Below are 24377 nucleotides of genomic sequence, written 5' to 3'. Positions count from 1 at the left end.
GATTGGGGATTGGGGATTGGGGAGCGGGGATTGGGCATTGGGCATTGGGCATTGGGCATTGGGCATTGGGCATTGGGCATTGGTTATTCTCCCCACACTCCCAGACGCGATGAATCGCGTCTCTACATTACTCCCCACACTCCCTTGTCGTCCTTGTCCCCGATCCCCGATCCCCAATCCCCGATCCCCGATCCCCAATCCCCAATCCTATTACGTTGTTTAAAGTTATGTAGCCTTTTGATTACGACAGATGAGTCACTGCGGTAAACTAAGCCTTGATTATGATTCTTTCGCGGAGAAGAACACTTCATTTAGGAGTTTTTTAATGTCTCATACCGTAAAAATTTACGATACCTGCATTGGCTGCACCCAGTGCGTCCGCGCTTGCCCCACAGACGTATTGGAAATGGTTCCCTGGGATGGTTGTAGAGCTAATCAAATAGCTTCTTCCCCCCGCACAGAAGACTGTGTTGGTTGCAAGCGTTGTGAAACTGCTTGCCCCACTGACTTCTTGAGCATCCGGGTATATCTGGGAGCTGAAACAACTCGTAGCATGGGTCTGGCTTACTAAAAGCTAGAAAAAGCCCACACCATACCCGATTGGGACGGGTCGGTGTGGGAGCAGTCACTTTTTAATTAGCAAACTTTTTTTACAAGGTAGGGTAGACATTAATCGCCTCTCTAGTCAGATTGGTGACAAATGTCTACCCTATAAATGTATCGTTTTTTATAAAAATTAAAAAATCTTAGCATTTAGTCATTGGTAGACGCGATGATACTCTTACCTTGAAGCCGCTCTTACGAGCGTCTACGCGTCTGTACAATAGTCATTCGTCATTGGGAAAAGGGGAACGGTCAACAAGCAAAGGGAATGGGGGATTGTGCATTGGGAAGAGACTTAAAATAATTCCCCCTTGTCTCCCTTGTCTCCCTTGTCTCCCCTATTCCCCTCTATCTTTTACTTAGCATCTATACTGGAATTTAATCATCCTGAAAATTGTAGTGGTGTGAGTAATGTGTGGTATCGTCGGTTATGTAGGGACTCAAACGGCGACAGAAATTCTCTTATCTGGGCTGGAAAAACTAGAGTATCGAGGTTATGACTCTGCTGGAGTGGCAACGATTTGGGAAGGAGAGGTTAACTGTGTCCGAGCTAAAGGCAAACTATCTAACCTACGTTCCAAGTTAGAAAATTTACAAACTCCTGCCCAAATTGGTATTGGTCATACTCGCTGGGCTACTCACGGAAAGCCAGAAGAGTATAATGCTCATCCGCACATGGATACAGCAATGCGGATAGCGGTAGTAGTAAATGGAATTATTGAAAACTACTCTAAGTTGCGTGAGGAACTCAAACAGCAAGGATACGAGTTTCGTTCCGATACCGATGTCGAAGTAATTCCCCACCTCATTGCTCAATTTCTCAAGGAAGAAATTGCTTGCGGACAGACTAATTCAGATTCTCTGTTCTTGGAGGCTGTACGAAAAACTGTTAATGAATTACAAGGTGCGTTTGCGATCGCTATTATAAGTGCTGACTATCCCGATGAATTAATTGTGGTTCGTCAACAAGCACCGATAGTCATTGGTTTTGGCCAAGGAGAGTTTTTTTGCGCCTCCGATACTCCCGCGATTATTTCCCATACCAAGGCGGTGCTACCCCTAGAAAATGGTGAATTAGCACGTCTGACTCCTTTGGGTGTAGAAATTTATAACTTTGCTGGCCAAAGGCTGAAGAAACACCCCCGACTACTCAGTTTGAATCCGATGATGGTAGAAAAACAAGGATTCAAACACTTCATGCTCAAAGAAATCTACGAGCAACCAGGAGTTGTAAGGGCTTGTTTAGAAGCATACTTTAACACCGATTGGCATCCAGCAAATAGTAGTAATTCTCCCATCAATATTGGTTTACCAAGTGAATTTTACGCAGATATACAACAAATTCACATTGTAGCTTGTGGTACTAGTTGGCACGCTGCTTTAATCGGTAAATATTTACTCGAACAACTAGCACAAATTCCCACCCAAGTACATTATGCCTCTGAGTTTCGCTACGCTCCCTCACCCCTGACACCTAATACACTGACCATTGGTGTGACTCAATCAGGCGAAACTGCTGATACACTAGCAGCGCTAGCAATGGAACAGGAACGCCGCCAGGGTAGAGAACCAAAGTATCAAGCGCGACTTTTAGGCATCACCAATCGTCCTGAAAGTAGTCTAGGACACATGGTTTCTCATATCATTAATACCCTCGCTGGGATTGAAATTGGCGTAGCAGCGACAAAAACTTTTATTGCTCAATTGATGGCGTTTTATGCTTTAGCCTTGGATTTAGCTTATAGTCGTCAAACACTTCCCCTGGAAAACCTAGAAGATATTCTCAAAGGGTTACGCCAGATTCCCAAAGAAATGGAAGCAACTTTGGAAAGTCAGGAAAAATTAACCGAACAATTAGCACATGAATTTGCTGAAACCACAGATTTTATCTTTTTGGGTAGGGGAATAAACTTCCCCATTGCTTTGGAAGGGGCATTGAAGTTAAAAGAAATCAGTTATATTCATGCTGAGGGCTATCCAGCCGGAGAAATGAAGCATGGCCCTATTGCTTTATTGGATGCCAAAGTACCAGTAGTGGCGATCGCTATGCCTGGTAATGTATATGAAAAAGTGATCTCTAACGCCCAAGAAGCAAAAGCTCGTGATTCTCGCTTAATTGGTGTTACCTCAGTTAAAGATGGAGAAGCAGCAGAAATCTTTAATGATTTAGTTCCTGTCTCTTTGGTGGATGAATTACTTTCTCCCATCCTGACAGTAATCCCCTTACAACTACTGGCTTATCATATCGCCGCTCGTCGTGGTTTAGATGTCGATCAGCCCCGGAACCTAGCTAAATCAGTAACAGTTGAATAGTATAAAAAAATACTAGACTTCTTTTTGTGGAGGAATAATTCGGTTGAACAATAAATAATTCGTTCAACAATTTGTCAAACTCAATCCATTGCCAAAGTCTAGGGTAGGGTTTTCCTGCAATTCGACATAGAGCTTTTTCGAGAGTTTGAGGTACTTCAAACTCGTGTTGAGGTACTTCAAACTCGTGTTGAGGTACTTCAAACTCGTGTTGAGGTACTTCAAACTCGTGTTGAGGTACTTCAAACTTGTGTTGATACCATTTCACGTTAATAGCGATACATATGAATCTTGTAGAGACGCGAAATTTCGCGTCTCTACAGGATCTGTATTTGTATCAGGGTTTTCGTGAAATGGTATGAGGTACTTCAAACTTGTGTTGAGGTACTTTGAAATTGTGTGGGAGCAAGTCATATGATGGATTTCCTTGCCTCAATTCGACCTACGGCAAAAGCGATCGCCCTTTTCAAAGGTTTGTACAACAATAAAAAAGTCGTATAACAAATAAATAAAAAAGCCGCAAAACAATTGTTTTACGGCTTTTAATGTGGTGTGAGGAGCTTAACTAGATCCCATAATAACGATGATTACTAATCCCAACACACTCGTAACAGTTTTTGTAACAAGATTTTTGTAATTAAGTAAGTCGGCACAAATAAAGCTAACTCGTTGGGGTCGTCATTGGTCATTGGTAAGGATTTTAGGGTTATTTACTTTCTGTAATATAGTTACGTTTATTCCTGCCGACTTACTTACCTTATTTTCGCCTACTTTGCCAGCACTTAGGTAGGAAAGAAGGTGCGTTACTGCTGGTTTTGCTCCCATCAAAATCTCTCGCATTTCGGGACACTGCCTGTAGATACGCAATCTCTTCTGGGATAGAAGATAAGTTTGCCAGGATTTGAGTTAACTCATAAAATTTATTCGGAGTCATTTGGGCATTGATCAAAATCTCTTTGTTTAGTCTTCCATACAAACCTTGAACTAATAGTTCCAGAATGTCTCGATAGACATGTATAGAAATTCCTTCCGCTGACAAAGATTTTGAATCAACTCCCCACTTTAAAATTTTCAACAGTGTTTGTGGAGATGCTTGGGAAAAAATGGAACTAGCAACCTCCCGTACTGCTTTTCCCAGACACTGTTTTATTTGAATTTCTGGTAAAAGAGGCACATCTATCAAGGTTTGTAAAACTGCTAAATATTTAGCCAGTGGTTGTGGAGAAAACTGTGCCATTTCTCCAATAAACATATCTTCATAACTGTCGATCAATTGTGGCTCTAGCACATTAGCTAGGAGATTAATTTCTGTTGGTTTACTCCAATCAATATGACCAAGAAAGAAATGCTCTTTATATCCTGGTATTAGCCCTTGAAAATAAATTGGAAGCTGTTTACCAGACTGAAGTATTTTATATAGTGCCACTTCTAAAGTTTCTGTAGGCCAGCCTAGACTACGTACTGTAAGAAATCGCAGGCTCCCAGGTTGAGATAACACGATTGCATTCAGTAACAGGTGTACAGCTTCGCTAACATTTTGAGCTGTTACATAACGATCTGGAGCATGAACATTGACAATTTTATTTTGCTGGATTTTATCGTCTATTTGCTGACAAAACGAGCTGTTTTCCAGCATATGAGTAAAGCGTACCATTCCATAAGTGACTTTACCTTCAGAGGCTGCTTGGGCAAATTGCCACTCACAGAATTTCTTCGAGGCTGCATAAACTTCAGTTGTGAAATACCTGGACGCCTTGCCCGTTGAGGAGAAAATGCATTGCTGCACTCCATAACTTTCACAAAGTTGAATGATATTTTGTGTACCGAAGATACCAGTCGTAACCGTTTCTCGAATTTGAATCTCAGCGAGCCAAGGTAGGCGTTGTGCAGCTAGGTGGAAGACGATATCCGGCTTCTCGACACCAAATATATATGCGAGAGCATCGTAATTACGGACATCAGCTGCATATAGTGTGAGTGATGCTTTCTGTTTTGCAATCGGTTTCGGCTTTAAAGAGTTAGAACATCGTGCTTTATCCACTGAAACCACACGTCGTACACCAAGCTCGACAAGTTTCTTGACTAAATGGCTACCGACACAACCCTCACCTCCAGTCACAAGCACTACTTTTCCTTGAAGTTGTTTGCTAACTTCGGCTTGATACAAGTGAATCCTGCGATTGTGTACGTCGGCAAAAGGATCTGCTTGCAATTTGCCTTCTCCAATGTATGCTTGAATCAGCTCTGCTGTCAGGGTCTGCAAGGTCACAAGCACTCTAGGATCTTCTGGAGCGCTTGACCCAGGTGGAACTAATTGCTGTATGCCTCTAATGATTTCAGCTTTGTTAGTACAATGCACTACTAACGAGTCAAACTTAGGTTTCAATTTCTTGACTCCACTTGTCAGTTAATATTATTTTTCAAACTCTTTTTGCTTGAAAAATCTTCTAAATTTACTTGTGAAAAATTTGTGAGAGCGTAGCTGCTGATTCTGTTAAGCCATGCTCGCAAACACCTCAGACTAAAGATGAATTACTACTGACAATATTAAAGTAGGTAGTGCGTCAAAATAATATGAGTTTGGTAAAGTAGAGAATCAATTATTACTTTGTTTGAGTTATGGAATGTTGGCTCAATGCTCAGGAATTTTATGAGTCAATATTGTGGCAAAAATAGCGAATAATCCCACATTTTGACTTTTCATAGAGCATAGGCAACACAACCGGGGAAAACGCTTAGATTTTTCTTATTTTTGCTTTATCAACTCATTATTGAAATATGAACTAATTAAATTTCAAGACGCTTATCTTCCCTCCTGTACAAGCAGGAGGTTTTTTATTGATAGCACCTCATTAAGATCTGGCGGTATGCGGGAAAGCGTATGCGCGTGAGAGTCTCACACCAAAGCACCGCCACAGCTAGAACCACAACCAGCAGTACAACCGTAGCAATAGGCCGCAGTTTGGATTTCATCAATCAAATCTAAGCTACCAGCTGCTAGTAACTTGGATATTGTCAAATTTTCACCATCGCGAGTTTTTGCTGGTAAATTCATCATCTGGTTAAAATCGCAATCATACACATTACCGAGATAATCAACAGACAATTGATCACGGCACATCAAATTTTCTACAGTGTTGGGGTTGAAATTTGACTCTAAAAACTGCAAATAAGGTGCATATAATTTCTTTCGTTCTAAATGTAGTTTAGTTCTGCCTACTGGTAAGTTAGTAATAGTGAAGAGATTGTTAAATTTAATCCCAAAATTTTCTTCTAAAAATACTTTATAATCTTTTTCTAACTTGACTTGATCTGGAGTCAAGGAAAATGTTTCACTGGAAGCTAACTGAGGATTATACACCAAATCTAAAATTAAATTTGGTTCTTTGCCATAACCAAGTTTATTCAGCCATTGCAGCGCTTTGATAGAACCATCATACACACCATCACCACGCATTTTATCAACATTATCTGCTAAATAGCAGGGTAAAGAAGCAACTACTCTTACTTGATTTTGAGCAAAATATTCTGGTAAATCACCAAATCCCTCTTCAAAATAAATAGTTAAATTAGACCTAACTATTACCTCTTTATTTGCTAATTTTGCTGCTTCTAATAATAGCTTAAATCCATAATTCATTTCTGGCGCTCCCCCAGTCAAATCAACAATTTTAATCTGGGAAAATCTGCGAATAATTTCAATCAATTGCTGGCAGATTTCAGGAGAAAGTTCTTCTGTACGTTTTGGTCCTGCTTCTACATGACAATGGTTACAAGCCAGATTACAGCGCTTTCCTAAGTTAATTTGTAAAACAGTAATTTGTTGCTTGGTTAAAGGTGAAGAAAGTTTTTGTTTGAAAGGTGTTATAGATGTTTGAATCATAATTATTAAATATTTGTTATTTTTCGTGATTCAAGTCTCTGTGTTCTCAGCGCCTCTGCGGTTCAATAAATCCTTTTCAAAGCTATTATTTAACAGCAACCACCGCCGTCATAATACCATGTGGAATCAGTAATAATTATTTCTTCTGGCATAGAACCAGCAAGTTTTGTGGCAGTTTTATCACATACTACTGCTGGAAGACCACGTTGTAAAATATGACCTACGCCATCATCAAAAAATTGTTCTGAGCCTGCATAAATTGCTGTTTTGCCAGTAAAAATACAAGCTCCATCTTCAGGAATCGGCACTTTAAAAGATACTGAATCAAGGCTTTCTAAAAGTAATGGTTCTGACAAATTATAAGTTTGACAATCTAGCAAACGATAAGGACGACGACTGCGAATTTCTACTTGACCAAAACCAGCATTGATGATGCGTTTAATATATTCTGCATAAGTGAGGGCGCCAGATAAACACATCGCCCGTAAACGCTCATCTTGTTGTAAATGTGGTGGGATGGGACGAGTTGCAATCGGGTCACTCATCTGCAAACGCCCACCTGGTTTTAATACCCGATATGCTTCTTGCAAGGCGCGGGTTAAATCTTCTGGTTCAAAAATATTAAAAAGGCAATTTTGGGCGACAACATCTACAGAAGCATCAGCAACAGGTAAGTTAAAAGCATCTCCAGCACGAATTTCTACGAAGTTAGGATCAAACCAGGGGTTTTCTGTAGCAGCTATTTCCAGGTTACGTGTAGCAGCTTGGCGCATTTCTGCAACCGGATCAACAGCAATCACAGCACCAGAACGTCGGGAAAAATAGGCAAATTGTAAGGCTTCTAAGCCACCACCAACACCGACATATAGCACAGTAGGCTGGTTTGCCAGTTCTGCTGCATGAACAGTTGTACCACAACCATAATTCATCTGCTGCATTGGTTGGGGAATTTTTAATCCAGGTAGTTGTAAAGGTGTACTTTGCACACAACAAAGTCCTACTTCTGGAGTTTGGGCGACTTGACTGTAAAATTGTGCTGCGGTTTCGAGATAAGTCATGACGTTGAATAATCCCAAGTGTCTAGAATCAGCTTTGTGATCCTAATATATTTGAAACTCTATTTGATGAGTTTTTGCTGAAAGTAATGTTGCTTTACGGAACACTTTCACTGAAATTTCTGTCATCATTGGTTTGTCTTGTCATTTTTATTTTGATTTGAATTAATTAGGCTTTCGCACTACCTAAAAATTTAATTTAACAACACTGTTGATACTTGAGTCTTTTTTTACTGAGTGTTTGGTGTAAATGTTACAATCCTCCTAAATAAAAATTGGGATACCTCAATGCCAGTTGCAGCTAAATCAATTAAGTTTGGTACCGATGGCTGGCGCGGCGTGATTGGCGATGATTTCACTTTTGAACGTCTAGCCCTAGTTGCGCCAGTTGCCGCAAAAGTACTATTCAATACCTACGGGAAAAAAGTCAGCGATCGCACTATTGTAGTTGGTTATGATCGCCGCTTTATGGCAGAAAACTTCGCCCAGAAAGTTGCTGATGTTGTCTGTGCAGCAGGGTTTGATGTTTTGTTTAGCGAAAGCTTTGCACCCACCCCAGCTTTTAGCTGGGCTGCAAAACAGCACAATGCTTTGGGAGCGCTAGTAATCACTGCTAGCCACAATCCAGGGCAATATTTAGGATTAAAAGTTAAAAGTGCTTTCGGTGGTTCTGTACCGCCAGAAGTAACCCAAGAAATAGAAGCGCTTTTAGAAGAGGAAGTACCAGTTGCCTCTACTCCCGGTAAGATTAAAAACTTTAATCCCTGGGAAAGCTATTGTCAAGAGCTAGAAAGTAAAGTTGACATAAGCAAAATTCGTGAAGCCCTAGCCAGTGGAAAACTGACAGTATTTGCTGATGTCATGCATGGTGCTGCGGCTGGTGGACTAGCAAAACTACTAGGCGATGCAGTTAAGGAAATTAATAGCGATCGCGATCCGACTTTTGAGGGTGGGGCGCCAGAACCTTTACCTAAATACCTTTCCCGTCTGTTTGGGATAATGAAAACCCACCGAGAACACAACCCTACAGGTTTAACAGTGGCGTTGGTGTTTGATGGTGATTGCGATCGCATCGCCGCTGTAGATGGTGCAGGCAATTTTTTGAGTTCGCAAATTCTCATCCCGATTTTAATTGATCACTTGACCCTGCGACGCAATTTTACAGGAGAAATTGTCAAAACCGTGAGTGGTTCTGACTTAATTCCCCGTGTCGCAGCACTACACAAACTGTCAGTATTTGAAACACCTGTTGGTTACAAGTACATTGCAGACAGAATGCTAGCAGCCCAAGTGTTACTAGGTGGCGAAGAATCAGGAGGGATCGGTTACGGTAGCCATATTCCGGAACGCGATGCACTGTTATCAGCATTGTATGTACTCGAAGCGATCGTTGAATCTGGCTTAGATTTAAGCGATTATTATCGGCAATTGCAACAACAAACAGGCTTTAGTTCAGCATACGATCGCATTGACTTACCCCTAGCAAGTATGGAAGTACGGAGTCGCCTTTTGCAACAATTGCAAACAGAACCATTAAAAGAAATCGCCGACAAAGCAGTCACAAATTGCCAAACAATAGATGGTTATAAATTCCGTCTCGCTGATGATAGTTGGTTGATGATTCGTTTTAGTGGTACAGAACCCGTTTTACGCCTCTACTGCGAAGCTTCAACACTCGAACAAGTCCATCAAACCTTAGCTTGGGCAAAACAGTGGGCAGAATAGTCAGTAGTCAATAGTCAAGAGTCCATCGTCAAGAGTACAGAAAATTTCAAATTGACCCTTGACAATTGACCATTGACAATTAACCATTGACCCTTGACTAATGACAATTGACCAATGACTAAATTACTTGTAGTAGCCACAGGAAACCCAGGTAAATTGCGGGAAATGCAAGCTTACCTCTCGAATTCTGGTTGGGAATTAAAACTCAAACCAGAAGAATTGGAAATTGAGGAAACAGGTGAGACATTTGCGGAAAATGCGTGTCTGAAAGCATCACAGGTTGCGAAAGTCACAGGTAACTGGGCGATTGCAGATGATTCTGGTTTAGAAGTAGATGTTCTCAACGGTGTACCAGGTGTGTATTCTGCCCGTTATGGCAAAACCGATGCTGAACGCATTGCTAGATTATTAAAAGAATTAGGTAATCAGGTGCAGCGCCAAGCCCAATTTGTGTGTTCAGTAGCGATCGCTCGTCCTGATGGTGCGATCGTTTTACAATCAGAAGGTATTTGTCGTGGTGAAATTCTCTATAGTCCCAGTGGCGATGGTGGTTTTGGCTATGACCCCATTTTTTACGTCCCCCAAATGCAAAAGACCTTTGCTGAGATGACACCAGAGATGAAGCGTAGTATCAGCCATCGCGGCAAAGCTTTTGCAAGCTTACTTCAAAAATTGCCAGATTTGCAATCATAGCTGCTTGGTGTTAGTTGTTAGTTGTTAGTTATTAACCACTAATGTACAGACGCGATGTTCCTCGCGTCTCTACCCACTAACAACCAACAAAACTTAAACTGCTTCTGTATTCTTTTCTCCAGTTCTGATCCGCACAACTTGTTCAACTGGCGAGATAAATATTTTACCATCGCCGATTTCACCTGTCCGGGCAGCAGCGATAATCTTATCCACAACCATATCTACCTGGTTATCTTCTACGACAATTTCTAGTTTGAGTTTTTGCAAAAACTCCACCGTATACTCAGAACCGCGATAGCGTTCTGTTTGCCCTTTTTGTCGCCCAAATCCTCGAACTTCAGAAACGGTCATGCCAACTATACCAGCATTGACCAAAGCAATTTTCACTTCATCAAGCTTAAATGGACGAATAATAGCTTCTACTTTTCTCATTGTTTTGCTCCTGCTTTTTAGTAGCTTCTATCTATATAACCAGATCCTTTGTCCAAAGCTTTAACTGATAACGCAACCGATAATTGTCAAAAAGTGTCGATACATACAAAAAAATTAATATCATGTCCGCTTGAACACTTATACTATCCGCTCGTGTCGGTAATTGCAAAAGTTCCATCTTAATTTATCACTATTTTGTAGCTTATTTGACAGAAGCAAATACTTGTTTGATGAACATGGAAGGATTTAGGCGTTGCAAAATCATAAAGATATGAATGTCCGCCTTTCAATACCTGATTTTGGGAACTTGGCAACTGTTATTTTAGTCCATCCCTTAAACTTAGCTTCATATAAGTAAGTCGGCGGAAATAAACATAGCAGGAGTTACGAAAACTAAACATGCATTAAACCCTTACGAATGACCAATGACCATTGTACAGACGCGATTTATCGCGTCTGTACCAATGACCAATAACCACTTTTCCGTAATCTTTGGGTTATCAGATCACACAACTTTATATAGAATTTACGGAACACTAACCATACAAATGTGAAAATACTATCTATTCTGCTTTCGTTAATCCCCAAAATTGTTGAATAATGAACAGAAAATTAGCTCTCTCCTTGCTTTCTAGCCCCGCATTGTTTGCGTCTATGCTGTCTATGGTGATGATGACCCAACCAGCAGGTGCAAATCAAACAGTGAATTCAACACGAACCCATGTTTCTTGTATAGAGTCTCCTCACTCTGCAACTCACCGTTTGGTATGTGCACGGGTAAGTAATACTCCTGCTGCACTACCCAAACCAGAAATGAAACTGGCTCAAAATAACAATCCCAGTGACATAGTTGAAATGAGATTCACTGAAGAAGAAAGCGATACAGCCATAAATTTATTTGGCTGTGATTGCACATCTTGCATCAATGCTTTACGGCAAATGCGGGGTCAAACTCCCATGCCAGTGTAGCAAATTGACGGCGATCGCCACAAAAAAAGAGTCAGAGAGTGTGAATTCTCTGACTTATTAATCGGAGACAAAAAATCATCAACCCAGTAGTTAACCGCAAATATTAATACGGCAAATCACTTGTGTTGCTTCTGGTACAAAAATTAGAATCTTCCCAGGTTGTGTAAACCCAAGATTACACCTGCTCCCAATAAATGACCGAAAGCCGTAGTAGCCAGTAAGGCTGGCGCTCCAAAACCACCAAAGAACTGGTTTGAAGGCAAAGCCGGTTCTGCATTGGGGTACTTGATGGTGAATTTACCAAACAAGATGGCAACGATATTGCAGAGAATCATAGTCAACCCAACAGCTGGACTCCATTGCAGAGGTGTGGTTGCAGCCGCTAGTAAAGTAGATGTCAGCAACTGAATTTTCTCCTTACAATTGTGATTGTGTTAAAAATACCATGTGAACTTCTTACCAAAAAAAATCAATCCAAAGTTGAAATCTGCATTAATAGTTAACATTTTTTTTAATTACTTCATAGTCGGCGTTGCTGAATTTGGTCATGAATTATGTTTGTGTACATATTTGTCTTCGATACGAAATCCTTGTAGAGACGTGAAATTTCGCGTCTCTACATAAAGCGTGAATTATAAATTCATACCTTGATTCAGCAACGCCAGAGTTTTCTGTCTCTATGAATGAATTTAATTTTGTCCAACTGACTTAAAAAAGGGGTGTAGGAAGAGTCATATTTTTATTTACCCTGGTGTACGCAATTGATGACGGCTACACTGATATTTATTTTTATTAACTACTTAAGTAAGTTGGCGCTAATATTTATAGCTATGTTAAGAAATTTAAATGTAGGGTGCGTTAGCCTACGGCATAACGCACGGTCAAGAATTCAAGATGCGTTGTCGCGCAGCGCAACGCACCCTACAGCTGATATTTATTTTTATTAACTACTTAGATTATGAATATTGAATTTTTTCATCAGTTTCCTTTGATGACTCTAGTGTTACACTGGCTGGCTTATGCTTTTTTAGGATGGTATTTATCTGTTCATCATATTGTTTGGCTCGTAGGAGTATTGGTAGTTGCTTTGGTGTTAACCTTAGTTGGGCGGAGTCTGTCTTGGTTAAACCGTTTATTGGACTATGGTTCTCAAGTATTAATTCTGATCGTGGTTTTGAGTGCATCGGTTATTATAGTAGCAATTTTGCCGCTATTTTTTACTTTTATTGTTACGCCATTAGCAACTACAGTTTTAGCAGAAATAGAACTACGTTTTGCTGGCTTTAGCAAACGAGATGCATTATTGTTTTTAACTTTATTAGCTGTATTAGGTTTAATAGTAGGTGAAACAATTGATTTAATTTTATTACCTAGTAGTAGATATTAATTGTCATGAATTAAAAAATAATGTAAAAATATCAATATTTTAACTTAAATTCGTGCTATAAAAGCTGGTTGAATAAATTGAAAAATTTTTGAATACTTATACTAAGACTCATATATAACCAGCAAAAATCAATTTTTTTAACTGTTTGGCTAATTGTTCTACTGGTTCATAATCAGAGGTTATTTATAAAGTAAAAATAAAATCACTGTGGGGAAGCCAGTGCGTTACTTTGGTTCCCAAAGTAACGCACTGGTGTTGTGTTAGGCGGCTATTTTAATCTTATTTTTCACGAAAAACATAATGTGAGCGCTATCACGCACCGCCGATAACATGGTGCGTAAAACACAACTACAATAAAGCAGGAGGAGCATCCACACCACTTTTTTAAGGTTTACTTTGTAAATAGTATCTTAGAGAAGTATTGTTTTTTGTCATAAAATCATGACTATATAATTGTTTGAATACGTACTAAGTACATAATATTGTTTGAGGATAAAAGTATTAGAAAACCTGATTTTTTTGAAAAACTTAATTTTTCTTGTAAAAATAAAAGTAATTTTAGTTACATTTGCTCAACAATTTTTTTTGATGTAGTATGCTCTGTAAGTACTTGCAACTATAGTCACTTTTAGTTTAAGCTTTGAAACTAATGAATCATTAGTATAGAAAATCATGTTGATTAAATAAATATTTTAAATATTTTGATTTATTATAAAATACGCAAATCCACTTAATTCATCCTAATTACATTAGGTTTAAATATTGTTTTATAAATTTATATTGTTAGAAAAAATGAAATTATATCTAAGACAATAATAATCAATCTCAAAAATTAACACAAAGCCAAAAATATCCAGGGCTATTTCATTCTTTGCATCACCCTGTCACATAGCTCGTACCATGTCCAGTAAAATTCAATTGCAATTAAACATTTACAAATACTGGTGTTGGTTGAGTGTAGTAATAATATTTAGTGCAACGGCAATCAAGCCATTAAAAGCCCAAGTTATTCAAACAACACAAATACCAAACCATAAAACTGCTCAAGTTCCAAATCTTAGACCTAAACCTGGTGAACCTCCCTCAAATCAGCCTTTACCAGAACAGTCACCAATATTTCTACCACCTCCAGAGGAATTATTGCAACCCCCTGGTACAACAACTCCTATTCCAGAATCAATCCCCAGCGGTGAAGTTACTCAAACTATCATCGTCAAAAAGTTTAAAATCACAGGTAGTACGGTTTTTAGTCCTAAAGATTTTGATAAAATTACTAAACGTTTTACGAATATTCCTATTACCTTTGCACAACTTTTACAACTTCGTTCAGAAATTACTAAATTTTATGTCGGTAAAGGATACATTACATCTGGAGCTTATATTCCTCCGCAAAAATTGCAGAATGGAGTAGTAGAAATTAAGGTTGTTGAGGGTGAATTAGAAGATATAAAAGTTATAGGCATTCAAAAACTTAACCCTAAATATTTGCAAAGTCGTCTGGCTCTTGCTACAAAAAAACCACTAAATCGCGATCGCTTGTTAGAAGCATTGCAGTTATTACAACTTAATCCCTTAATTGAAACTTTATCAGCAGAACTGTCAGCCGGATCTCGTCCTGGTCAAAGTTTATTGGAAGTAAAAATAACAGAAACCAATACTTTTAATGTAGAGTTAGTTTTAGATAATGGGCGATCGCCAGCTGTCGGCACTTTTCGTCGGCAAATACAAGTAAACGAAGCTAATCTGTTTGGATGGGGCGATGCCATTAGTGCTACTTACGCCAATACAGATGGTAGCAATGTCTTTGACTTAAATTATACACTGCCCCTTAACGCCCACAATGGCACTTTGTCATTTAGCTATGGTTTTTCTAACAATCAAGTTATAGAAAGGCCCTTTGATGTCCTTGACATTCAATCAAACTCTAATTACTACGAAGTATCACTGCGTCAGCCCATACTACAAAAACCTACTCAAGAATTTATCTTAGGCATAACAGCAAGTCATCGTCGTAGTAAAGCCACATTTTTAGATGGCGAACTTCCTTTCCCAGGGACAGGTACAGACGCTGAAGGAAGAACACGAGTAACAGCTGTGCGCTTTTTTCAAGAATGGGTTTCTCGTGATAGCCTGCAAGTATTTGCTATGCGTTCTCAATTAAATGTCGGACTTGATCTTTTTGACGCCACCATCAACGAAACCTTCCCCGATAGCCGTTTTGTCACTTGGAGAGGACAAGCGCAGTGGGTGCGCTTATTGGGTCGCGATACTGTGTTAGTGCTACGAGGTGATGTACAACTAGCAGATAGACCACTCGTTCCCTTTGAACAAATTGGTATTGGAGGCTTAGATTCTGTGCGGGGCTATCGTCAAGATGCTTTATTGACAGATAACGGTATTTTTGCATCTGCGGAAGTGCGAATTCCCGTTGTTCGCTTCTCAGGACGCAACAATTTTTTGCAGGTGGCTCCCTTTGTAGATTTTGGTAATGGTTGGAATGATTCTAGTAGATCGGACATTGAAGTTGACCTCGATAGCAATACCTTGCTATCTGTAGGATTAGGGCTGCGCCTACAGCTGGAAAAAAATCTTACTGCTCGCCTCGATTGGGGTATTCCTTTAATTTCAGTGAGTTCCCAGGAAAAAGACTCTTGGCAAGAAAACGGTTTGTACTTTTCCATCATTGTCAATCCTTTTTGAGCCATGATACCCCTACACCCCCATACCCACCCCTACACCCTACGATAGGCAAGGCGGAGACTCTGGACAAGAATAATTAAAGATGCGATCGCCATCAAGGCTCCCCAAAACCAGTAAGGTAAAAGTAATTGTTGCTGAATTTGAGCAGTATCAGATATCCCTAAAGGCCCTGCACTGTAGCTAAATAAATAGTCAAGTTGGTGATAAGTACTTACACATGCTTGTACACCCAAAAATTGTATAGCAAATCCTTGTATCCAACGTGGCGCTTTCAAACCAATACCTAGAATAATTAAACCCAATAAGGGAATTGCCACTAATCCAAATAGAGATCTGACCCAAATTGCCGTTGATAATATTAAAAAACCACCTAATATTTTTAAACTCCACGAAGCAGTTTTGAAACTACGGGAAGCCAAGATTAAAGCTGCGCCAGCAATAGGTGGTCCCATTGGCCCAGCTGCTGCAACTAGAGCATGACCAAGAGGACCTAGTAATAAACTACCACTGTAGCTATAATATGCGACCCCAGACCCATTGGAAAAAATCAGTAATTGTTGAAAATTTCCCCCCAAAACTAGAGCCATCAAGCCATGACTCATTTCATGAAACCAAGTCGCTAGGATCGTAAATGGGTATAAAATATACTCACCGATTGGAACTTGCCACAGGATGATTGTTGCGATCGCCGCTGTGATCAGCCAGGTAAGCCCCATGCGTTCAACCTCTGGTGGAGCTTCGTTAGCTAATAAGGGTTGATGTTGCTTATTTGATTCCCTCATGGGTTTTTTCCTTGGGTAGTAATCCCAAAAGCAGAAGTTGCTTTTTTATCTATCCTAGCTGCTTCGCGAAAGTAGGAAATTAACTACTACTTGTGACTCAGTAAGTGTTGCTGCGGTTGATACTTCTAAACGGATCTTAATTTGTGGCCCGGAACTAGCCAAGCGGAGGATAAGCCCATCGGTAACTGGCACTCTCACAATTGCTTGCCCATCTACATAAGTTCCATTAGCACCTAAATTGGCGACTTCCCAGCCATTATCCACTCGTTTTACTTCTATATGGCGGCGGGAAACCACAGCACTATAGAGAACAACATGGTTATCCGCCGCTCGTCCGATAAAAATGGCTGGTTCGTCGTCTGCAAAAGTCCAGCTTTGGGCTGGAATGGGTTGTAGTGGGTGCAGGAGGATAAGTGTAATCACGTGCTAGGCTTGTATCAATTACTCACCACTATAACTGACCCTTTAGGAGATTTGAAATATGAATGTCACCAGATCTCCCTTGCCTAAACTGATGCGATCGCCTGGTCTTAACCGATGTCTATTTCCAGGTAATAAGGGCAAATTATTAATGTAAGTGCCGTTAGAACTACCTACATCTTCAATATAGTAAGCATCTCCCTCTACACGAATATCTGAGTGTATGCGTGAAACAATTTCTGAGTTGGGAAACCCAGAAACATCCACATCAGGGGGAATCCGATCATTAGGCTTACCGATATGAATTACAGACAGATTCTGTGGTAATTCAATTTGCCTATCGCTTTGGACATGGACAAGCCGTGCAGTTACTTGCTGTAATTGCGTTCTCGAAGCAGCAGGTGGTGATACAGGTTGTGGCGGTGGTGCTGGCGCAGGTTGTGGTGCTGGCTCACTTTCGCTTTCACTTTCACTTTCTATTTCAACTACTGGACTCTCTTCTTCGGCAACCACTAGTGGTGGGGCTGCAACGGTTGGAGGTGGCACTGACGCTGGAGGTTCTGGAGGTTCTGGTGGTGCTGGTGGTGGAGAGGGACTAGTTTCCTCAGCATTAAAAGCTGGAATTGGGGGTGGTGGTGGGCTACTTTCTGCTGAAGGAAATGCTACAGCCGTTGGTGGCAAAGGTGGAGAGTCAGGTGTAGTGTAGCTGGCAGATCCACTTACTGATGCAGGTTGCGGTTGTACAAGTGGATCAGGTACAACTAACGGTTCTACCTCCACAGGAATGTCAGGTGCTACGGTTGCTGCTACTGGTGTTACAGTACCTGTACGCAGGTGATAGCCACATTGTCCGCAAAAAGAAGCATCTGCCTGCACGGTTGCCCCACAACTAGGACAGTTAGTAGTCGCTGGTAACGGGGTATAGCAAGCTTCACACTGGGTAGCGCCATCAGGGTTGTGGTGATTGCAGTTAGGGCAGACGATCATGGAAATTAAACCTTGTGTTTGAGGTCATCGTAAAATAGTGTCGGCAAGCAGAGGCACAACTCTAGCTTGAAAATAGGGATCGGGGATCGGGGATCGGGGATCAGGGATCAGGGATCGCTTAAGAGGTTTTCATACCCTCATTGTGGGCTATTGACCAATCGTTCCGAGCAGGGTACAAGAAAGCGGATAAATCCTGGGAACCAATCGGAAATCCACGCATCCAAAATTCCCAAGAAAGTGAACCGGTCCGTGGGGACGGCACTCAATGTGGCGACGCAGGTAACTTCCTCCGGGACGCTACGCGTAGACGCGCTATGCGCGGCTTCAAGGTAGAGTACGCCACCCGTGCCTCGTCAATCCAAAATCCATAGACGCTTCTGCGGCTACTTACCCTACGGGAACCCTTTCTCTTAACAGAAGCCACTACCTACGGTAGGCGCGTAGCGACTTCTGCAAGTAGCCGCAGAAGCGTCTACGTGTCGAAGCGCAGGGTAATCTAAAATCCTGTTAGCGGATGACCGTGGGATTCTAGCTTGAAAATAGGGATCAGCGATCGCTTAAGAGGTTTTCATATCATCGTTGTGGGCTATTGACTGTAGGATTCTAGCTTCTGATTTTAACAAGTAGTTCAATTCAGTTATCAGTTATCAGTGACTACATTATTCTCAATGTTTGTAACTGTTGACTGTTCACTGTTTACTGATTTAATTCTTCACCAGCTGCTGCATCCAGTAGCCACCACAGTTCACCTTCAGGTTGAATGAGGCGGGATGGATAAGTAGAGTTATCTGCTTCTGGTGCGAAAACTTGAGCAAGGGCTGGTTTTTTGTTCGCGCCAGCAACTACGAAAATAACGCATCTGGCTGCATTAATAAATGGATAGGTAAAGGTGATACGAGGATTACCATCTTTGTTGCCTACGGTAATGAGGCGATCGCGTACTTTGAGTGCTTCTGTGTGTGGGAATAAAGAAGCTGTATGTGCATCATCACCCATTCCTAACAAAATCACATCCAAAGCCGGAAATTCTCCAGGTGAAGAGTGAAAAAATTCTTGTAGTTCCCTTTCATGTTTAGCCGCAGATACTACTGGATCACCTTCAGTGGTGGGTACAGCATGAATGTTAGCTGCTGGGATATTAACGCGATTTAACCAGGCACGACGGGCCATACCTTCATTGCTATCTGGATGATCAGGCGGAACATAACGCTCATCCCCCCAAAATACATGAATTTTATCCCAAGGGAGATTTTGGGTGGCGATCGCTTCGTACAACGGCTTGGGTGTACTTCCGCCAGATAAGGCAATGGTAAATTTTCCTCGCTGTTCAATAGCAGCATTAATTTGCGAGAGAATCAGTGCTTTAGCTCGCGCTATTAAAGCTGTTTGATCTGGTAAAACCTCAACTTTTCTCTTCATCGCTTCCTCATTATATTGGCGACTTCCAGCATTACCATATCGAAATTACTGACTTTGTAAAGTCAAGGTCAAATTACCAAGGTTTGGACTTTGGACTCTGGACTTCAGACAGCAGATAACACTTGTTTATTCAAACCAATTACGGCAATTTCATAAAATCTTGCCGAATCTTAATAAAAATCATCAGTAACAATCACAGTTAACAGTTAATAGTTAACAGTTATCAGTTTTTTAATTGTTCACTGATATTGTCAATCCTGGTATATTTGATCCCAATCAGCGATCGCTTCTCGTTGGGTAGCTAATAAATTTTGAATTCCCTTTTCAGCAAAATCTAACAGTTGATTGAGCTGGGTACGGCTAAAACAGCCTTCTTCCGCAGTTCCTTGAGCTTCAATAATTCCCAAGCCTTGATTCATCACCACGTTAAAATCTACAGTAGCGGCAACATCTTCAACATAGTTTAAATCTAAAAAAGGCTCTCCCTGTAGTAACCCTACAGAAACAGCTGCTACTTGTCCAAGCAAAGGCGATCGCTCTAAAACTCCCTGCTGCAATAATTTAGAAATAGCATGTGCAAGAGCTACAAACCCACCTGTAATCGCTGTTGTTCTTGTACCGGCGTCTGCTTGCAAAACATCTGCATCTATAGTCAGTGTACGCTCTCCCAGCAGTTCTAAATCTACTGCTGCTCGTAAACTACGCCCAATTAGACGTTGAATTTCTTGAGTTCGTCCAGACAATTTCAAAAATTCCCGTTCTTGCCTTTGCTGAGTAGCAGTTGGTAACATACGGTACTCAGCAGTCAACCAACCTCTGCCAGTACCAGCAAGAAACTTAGGGACTCCTTCAATCACACTGACAGTACATAGCACTTTAGTCTCACCAGAATTTGCCAGAACAGAACCATAAGCAAAGCGAGTAAAGTCTTGATTAAAGGTAACGGGACGCAGTTCATAAGGTTTTCGACCGTCTGGACGCTGCCAAGCCATTGCACTAGCCTCAAATTTGATCAGACACTGCCTTCAGGGTATCGTTTTAACTGGCAGTTTCAGGAAATTTAAACAACTATCTAAGGATTGGGGAAGGTAGGGGTCCCCTTTGGGGAACTCGGGGCCCCCACTCCCCCAAGGGAGTGGGGATTAGGGGCGAAGGGGTAACGGGGATCGGGGATTCTCCAGCAAAATTAACAAACAGAAAGCAGATTCATGATAGTGTGTAGTACCATCTCTGGGGATTGGTCGCCGTTAATGGTTAGGAGGCGGCGGCGACGGTCGTAATATTCTAGGATGGGAATGGTGCGATCGTAGAATAATTCAACACGACGTTGGACAATTTCTGGTTGGTCATCTGGAAGAGAACGCCCTAAAGCACGGCTAACCATAACTGCTTGTGGTACTTGTAGATAAATTGCCCAGGTTAATTGTTGCCCTAACTCATCCAACAAAAAATCTAATTCTTCTGCTTGAAACGCTGTCCGAGGATAACCTTCTAACACCCAACCACGATTAGCATCAGGCTGCTTGAGTTGATTCAAAATGAATTCAATAATCGCCTCATCTGGTACTAGTTCCCCTGTTGCTATGTATGGTTGTGCCAGCCGACCCAAGCTGCTAAAGTTAGCGATTGCTTGACGTAATAGTTCACCTGTGGAAATCAAAGGAATTTCAAGTTGACTACACAGCTTTTGGGCTTGTGTACTTTTTCCGGCTCCTGAACCTCCTAGAATGACTAATTTTACAACCATAAACTCCTAGTCCTGTCAATTTCACAATTGTCTTAAGTCTGTTTTGCCGGTTAAAAAAATTTAATATCCGAAGAATTCAGAAGCTTATCGGGATATTTCAGAGATTTTGCCAATTTTTTTCTTTGATTTGAATTTCAAAACTAATGTTTTAATTTTTACCAATAACTTCATAGGCAAAATCATGATTTAAATCTTCATAAACCTTGACTTGAGTACAGAGGTAGTGTTTGACTAAGAATGCAACTTGCCAAATAAACTACACATCTTAAAAATAGTTTGATTATACAGGCAGACTTACTAGAATCAACCTCAGCGAAAACTCCTTATTGTATTGTATTTTTTTTAATACTCAACTATGGTTGCCCAGCTAGAAAACCTAAACAGAAATTTAACACTTGACCTACCATACTCAATAGAGGGACTAGTACAAGTTTTCACGAGTACACATCGTAACTTTTTTACAAATGTCATGGCTCAGGCACTGAGAATAGCTGGTCAAGGTACGCCAGTTTTAGTAGTGCAATTTCTCAAAGGAGGCATTAATCAAGGGCATGAACGCCCGATTCGGTTGGGACAAAATTTAGATTGGATTCGCTGCGATTTGCCTCGTTGTATCGATACACCACATCTCGACGAAAGCGAAACACAAGCCTTACAGCAGTTGTGGCAACATACACAAAAGGTCGTATGTGAGGCTAAGTATTCTCTCGTTGTCTTGGATGAGTTAAGTTTAGCGATTAACTTTAATTTGATTCCTGAAACGGAGGTTTTAGCCTTTTTGGCAAAACGTCCTGCTCATGTCGATATCATTCTCACAGGGCCGGATATGCCTAATTCGATTCTAGAGGTGGCAGATCAAATTACAGAAATTCGTCGCAGTCATCAACCTTGAGGGGATTAGGAGCTAAAAATCTTCAGCAAGCGGAGTGTATTTCAATTTCTGAAGACGGTTTGCTCGATTATCAGGAGAACTTAAACACACTGAGAAAATTATTGACAAAGCAAGGCCAGATATTTAGTAACACCAACCAGAGGTGAGCAAGTAGGTGAGATCAAATTTTAATTAGAGATGGTTGACCTTTTGAAGAAACAGTAATTGCTATATTCTTAAAGTTCAATTCTTACAGCATAGGTCAAGGATGTTGAAAAACGATAAATGGATTATTGAACAAGCTAAATTAGGGATGATTGATCCCTTTGAAAGTTCTCTAGTCCGCCAAATAGATGATAGACGAGTTATTAGCTATGGGTTGTCCAGCTACGGATACGACTTGAGACTAGCTCCAACAGATTTTCGTGTTTTTAGACACATTCCAGGTACGGTCGTTAATCCTAAACGGTTTAACCCTGATAACCTGGAACGTATTCCACTACAAACTGATGAAGATGGGTCTTTTTTCATCATTCCAGCAAATTCATATGCATTGGGTGTCTCGTTGGAGCGATTGCGTATTCCTCCTAACATCACAGTTATTTGTATTGGAAAATCTACGATGGCACGTTGTGGGATTATTGCGAACATAACACCTGCTGAAGCTTCATGGGAAGGCTACTTAACCTTAGAATTTAGTAATGCCTCTAGTGCAGACTGTCGAATTTATGCTAATGAAGGTGTCCTGCAACTTCTCTTCTTTGAAGGAGAGCCATGTCAAACAACTTACGCTGATCGCTTTGGAAAGTATCAGGATCAACCTCAAACTGTAACTCTTGCCAGGGTTTAATAATTTAATAACCTATACTGGAGAAGAATCTCTTCGTAATAAACCACGATTAGAGAAATTTATATCAGCTAGCGAAAGGGTGTTAAAAGCACCAAAGCAGCCAAGTTACAAATTCTTCTCCAGAAGCTCAAGATTTCTTGGCAAGTAAAGCTTTGACTATAGATGAGCAATAAATGTCTGATTCTTCAGTATTCACTCAAAAATCTCAAACAATTAGGAATCTTTAAAATCTTTCCAGATCTTGCTAGAAGTTGGTTTGTTTTGATACTGATACTTGTGATTAGAATTTGGATGACCGTATGGGTTGAGAGCTGGAGAGGACATTACTTCAAAGATAATCTGTACAATACGCATCCCAACATATAGCTTTAATGGTATACGAGAAATATTTTTGATTTCTAAAGTGATACTGCCTGAAAAACCTGGAGATATGTAACCTGCTGATGCTTGAATCATTAATCCAAGGCGACCAAGAGAACTTCGTCCTTCAACTCTTGCAGCTAAATAGCTAGGTAGAGTTATATTTTCAACTGTCGCTCCGAGTATAAAATCATCTGGGCGTAATAGGAAAGCTCCATCCTTTTCTAACTCTACTTCTTTAGAAGGATCTATCCACTCTTTAATATCTATATATTCTGTGTTTTGTAAGTCAAATATTCGGATTGTTGAGCATAAAGTAAGATCTATTGACGCTGGTTGTATAAACTCTTGATTTAGAGGTGAAACTTGAAGTTCACCCTTATTAATAGCTGTAATTATATCTTGATCAGAAAGAATCATTTTATTATATGTTCTCTATTTATTTCTTGGGGCATTTTTACTTGTTGTTTATTTACAAGTTCTCCAAGTTGGATTAGTGCTGTAACTGTGCTGATAACAAGCAGCAAGCCTGTAATAAATGTTTGATTTGTCTCAATAAAATCTCTAGCTTTACCAATAAAACCCCTTCTAGAGTTTCCATAAATTCTCTGGTTTCCTTTTTTATAAGGTATAACATCACCTTGGATACTAAGCACATAAAGTGTACAAAAAGTTTGTCCTTTTTTAAGGCAAATTGTTCTTTTTCCCAAGTTAAAAACTGTGATAAGAAGTTTTCCTTCGTATCCAGGGTCTATCTTTGATGAAGTATTTGATAAACCATCCTGTAGAAGAGACACTTTTGGAACTATATGACCAAATCTAGATTTTGGAAACTGAACTGATTCAGCTGTCTCAATGATGATTGCAGATCCTGGTTGAAGACATATTTTACCGTTATCTAATAAATCAGTTTTACCAGAGTCTCTATGATCTCTGTATTCGTCACCAACCCTTAAGTCATAACTTGCATTGCTGGATTTTGTATCAAGCATTTGATCACGATCAAGATTTTGTATAAATATTACGTCTCCATCCAAACCACCAGCATCTTCATATTCTTTTCTTGTTTGCACAATTGTTCTATTGGTAGTACCTAATATAAAAGGGATAACACTCATAGCTATGTTGCTTTTAAAACATTGTTGGGCAATTATATCCTACTGGATACTATTTATACTGTATTC

General features: G+C 40.4%; 24 protein-coding genes. 10 read left to right on the top strand and 14 right to left on the bottom strand.

Going from position 1 to position 24377, the window contains the following annotated elements; all coding sequences use genetic code 11:
• The 3 genes from B4U84_RS31125 to glmS form a co-directional block, all read left to right on the top strand.
• Window positions 1-267 (top strand): hypothetical protein (locus tag B4U84_RS31125; protein WP_207390905.1); only part of this gene is annotated, 267 nt, incomplete at its 5' end.
• A gap of 58 nt (window positions 268-325) precedes the next feature.
• Window positions 326-571, top strand: a complete 246-nt coding sequence (gene psaC / locus B4U84_RS07160) for a photosystem I iron-sulfur center protein PsaC (protein WP_016861005.1) — start codon at window positions 326-328, stop codon at window positions 569-571.
• Window positions 572-1014: 443 nt separating this feature from the next.
• On the top strand, window positions 1015-2916 hold the full coding sequence (gene glmS / locus B4U84_RS07155; RefSeq protein ID WP_131116480.1) for a glutamine--fructose-6-phosphate transaminase (isomerizing): 1902 nt from the start codon (window positions 1015-1017) through the stop codon (window positions 2914-2916).
• Here glmS and B4U84_RS07150 read toward each other — a convergent pair.
• The 4 genes from B4U84_RS07150 to arsM all read right to left on the bottom strand — a co-directional run bounded on the left by B4U84_RS07150 (window position 2894) and on the right by arsM (window position 7854).
• Window positions 2894-3181 carry a hypothetical protein gene (locus tag B4U84_RS07150; RefSeq protein ID WP_131116477.1) on the bottom strand — a complete coding sequence of 96 codons (288 nt, stop codon included), beginning with the start codon at window positions 3179-3181 and terminating at the stop codon, window positions 2894-2896. The two genes, glmS and B4U84_RS07150, sit on opposite strands and share 23 nt — an antisense overlap.
• A 489-nt stretch (window positions 3182-3670) precedes the next feature.
• On the bottom strand, window positions 3671-5182 hold the full coding sequence (locus B4U84_RS07145; RefSeq protein ID WP_242677559.1) for a polysaccharide biosynthesis protein: 1512 nt from the start codon (window positions 5180-5182) through the stop codon (window positions 3671-3673).
• A gap of 627 nt (window positions 5183-5809) precedes the next feature.
• Window positions 5810-6796, bottom strand: a complete 987-nt coding sequence (arsS, locus tag B4U84_RS07140; protein ID WP_131116474.1) for an arsenosugar biosynthesis radical SAM (seleno)protein ArsS — start codon at window positions 6794-6796, stop codon at window positions 5810-5812.
• Between the two features lie 89 nt (window positions 6797-6885).
• Window positions 6886-7854, bottom strand: a complete 969-nt coding sequence (gene arsM / locus B4U84_RS07135) for an arsenosugar biosynthesis arsenite methyltransferase ArsM (RefSeq protein WP_131116471.1) — start codon at window positions 7852-7854, stop codon at window positions 6886-6888.
• A gap of 285 nt (window positions 7855-8139) precedes the next feature.
• On the opposite strand from arsM, the gene B4U84_RS07130 reads away from it, so the two are divergent.
• Window positions 8140-9576, top strand: a complete 1437-nt coding sequence (locus B4U84_RS07130; protein WP_131116468.1) for a phosphoglucomutase/phosphomannomutase family protein — start codon at window positions 8140-8142, stop codon at window positions 9574-9576.
• A gap of 114 nt (window positions 9577-9690) precedes the next feature.
• On the top strand, window positions 9691-10269 hold the full coding sequence (rdgB, locus tag B4U84_RS07125) for an RdgB/HAM1 family non-canonical purine NTP pyrophosphatase (protein ID WP_131116465.1): 579 nt from the start codon (window positions 9691-9693) through the stop codon (window positions 10267-10269).
• 93 nt (window positions 10270-10362) lie between these two features.
• On the opposite strand, the gene B4U84_RS07120 is transcribed toward rdgB, so the two are convergent.
• Window positions 10363-10701, bottom strand: a complete 339-nt coding sequence (locus B4U84_RS07120) for a P-II family nitrogen regulator (protein ID WP_016858596.1) — start codon at window positions 10699-10701, stop codon at window positions 10363-10365.
• A gap of 672 nt (window positions 10702-11373) precedes the next feature.
• On the opposite strand from B4U84_RS07120, the gene B4U84_RS07115 reads away from it, so the two are divergent.
• A complete protein-coding gene (locus tag B4U84_RS07115; protein WP_131118769.1) occupies window positions 11374-11670 on the top strand; it encodes a hypothetical protein in 297 nt (98 codons plus the stop codon).
• Between the two features lie 143 nt (window positions 11671-11813).
• Here the strand turns inward: B4U84_RS07115 and psaK are convergent, their stop codons facing one another.
• Window positions 11814-12074: a photosystem I reaction center subunit PsaK gene (gene psaK / locus B4U84_RS07110; RefSeq protein WP_017308878.1), complete on the bottom strand. Its 261-nt coding sequence runs from the start codon at window positions 12072-12074 to the stop codon at window positions 11814-11816.
• A 554-nt stretch (window positions 12075-12628) separates the two neighbouring features.
• On the opposite strand from psaK, the gene B4U84_RS07105 reads away from it, so the two are divergent.
• Both B4U84_RS07105 and B4U84_RS07100 read left to right on the top strand, forming a co-directional pair.
• Window positions 12629-13057, top strand: a complete 429-nt coding sequence (locus B4U84_RS07105) for a hypothetical protein (protein WP_017308877.1) — start codon at window positions 12629-12631, stop codon at window positions 13055-13057.
• Window positions 13058-13957: 900 nt separating this feature from the next.
• Complete coding sequence (locus B4U84_RS07100; protein WP_131116461.1) at window positions 13958-15757, top strand: ShlB/FhaC/HecB family hemolysin secretion/activation protein; 1800 nt, start codon at window positions 13958-13960, stop codon at window positions 15755-15757.
• 32 nt (window positions 15758-15789) lie between these two features.
• Here the strand turns inward: B4U84_RS07100 and B4U84_RS07095 are convergent, their stop codons facing one another.
• From B4U84_RS07095 to B4U84_RS07070, 6 genes are all read right to left on the bottom strand, one after another.
• The gene (locus tag B4U84_RS07095) at window positions 15790-16539 is read right to left on the bottom strand and encodes a M50 family metallopeptidase (RefSeq protein ID WP_131116459.1); all 750 of its coding nucleotides are present in this window, start codon (window positions 16537-16539) and stop codon (window positions 15790-15792) included.
• Window positions 16540-16593: 54 nt separating this feature from the next.
• Complete coding sequence (locus B4U84_RS07090) at window positions 16594-16962, bottom strand: FHA domain-containing protein (RefSeq protein WP_131116456.1); 369 nt, start codon at window positions 16960-16962, stop codon at window positions 16594-16596.
• Between the two features lie 42 nt (window positions 16963-17004).
• The gene (locus tag B4U84_RS07085; protein ID WP_017308873.1) at window positions 17005-17946 is read right to left on the bottom strand and encodes a double zinc ribbon and FHA domain-containing protein; all 942 of its coding nucleotides are present in this window, start codon (window positions 17944-17946) and stop codon (window positions 17005-17007) included.
• Between the two features lie 696 nt (window positions 17947-18642).
• Entirely contained in the window at window positions 18643-19365 is a 723-nt protein-coding gene (gene pgl / locus B4U84_RS07080) for a 6-phosphogluconolactonase (protein WP_131116453.1), read from the bottom strand.
• Between the two features lie 251 nt (window positions 19366-19616).
• Complete coding sequence (rph, locus tag B4U84_RS07075; RefSeq protein ID WP_131116450.1) at window positions 19617-20357, bottom strand: ribonuclease PH; 741 nt, start codon at window positions 20355-20357, stop codon at window positions 19617-19619.
• Window positions 20358-20551: 194 nt separating this feature from the next.
• Window positions 20552-21112, bottom strand: a complete 561-nt coding sequence (locus tag B4U84_RS07070; RefSeq protein WP_131116447.1) for an adenylate kinase family protein — start codon at window positions 21110-21112, stop codon at window positions 20552-20554.
• Window positions 21113-21467: 355 nt separating this feature from the next.
• On the opposite strand from B4U84_RS07070, the gene B4U84_RS07065 reads away from it, so the two are divergent.
• Both B4U84_RS07065 and dcd (B4U84_RS07060) read left to right on the top strand, forming a co-directional pair.
• Window positions 21468-22004, top strand: coding sequence for a P-loop NTPase family protein (locus tag B4U84_RS07065; protein ID WP_026081729.1), 537 nt, complete (start codon window positions 21468-21470; stop codon window positions 22002-22004).
• Window positions 22005-22251: 247 nt separating this feature from the next.
• Entirely contained in the window at window positions 22252-22833 is a 582-nt protein-coding gene (gene dcd, locus B4U84_RS07060; protein ID WP_026719203.1) for a dCTP deaminase, read from the top strand.
• A gap of 213 nt (window positions 22834-23046) precedes the next feature.
• On the opposite strand, the gene dcd (B4U84_RS07055) is transcribed toward dcd (B4U84_RS07060), so the two are convergent.
• Together dcd (B4U84_RS07055) and B4U84_RS07050 are read right to left on the bottom strand one after the other, a co-directional pair.
• Window positions 23047-23613 carry a dCTP deaminase gene (gene dcd / locus B4U84_RS07055; protein ID WP_017308867.1) on the bottom strand — a complete coding sequence of 189 codons (567 nt, stop codon included), beginning with the start codon at window positions 23611-23613 and terminating at the stop codon, window positions 23047-23049.
• Window positions 23610-24311 (bottom strand): dCTP deaminase domain-containing protein, encoded by a 702-nt coding sequence (locus tag B4U84_RS07050; protein ID WP_131116444.1) that lies wholly within the window; start codon window positions 24309-24311, stop codon window positions 23610-23612. Before B4U84_RS07050 ends, dcd (B4U84_RS07055) begins: the two co-directional genes overlap by 4 nt.
• Window positions 24312-24377: the final 66 nt, after the last annotated feature.

Source organism: Westiellopsis prolifica IICB1, assembly GCF_004323185.1.
Classification (GTDB): Bacteria; Cyanobacteriota; Cyanobacteriia; order Cyanobacteriales; family Nostocaceae; genus Pelatocladus; species Pelatocladus prolificus_A.
The sequence above is the reverse complement of the archived record's forward strand: the minus strand, read 5'-3'. Positions and strand labels throughout refer to the sequence as shown.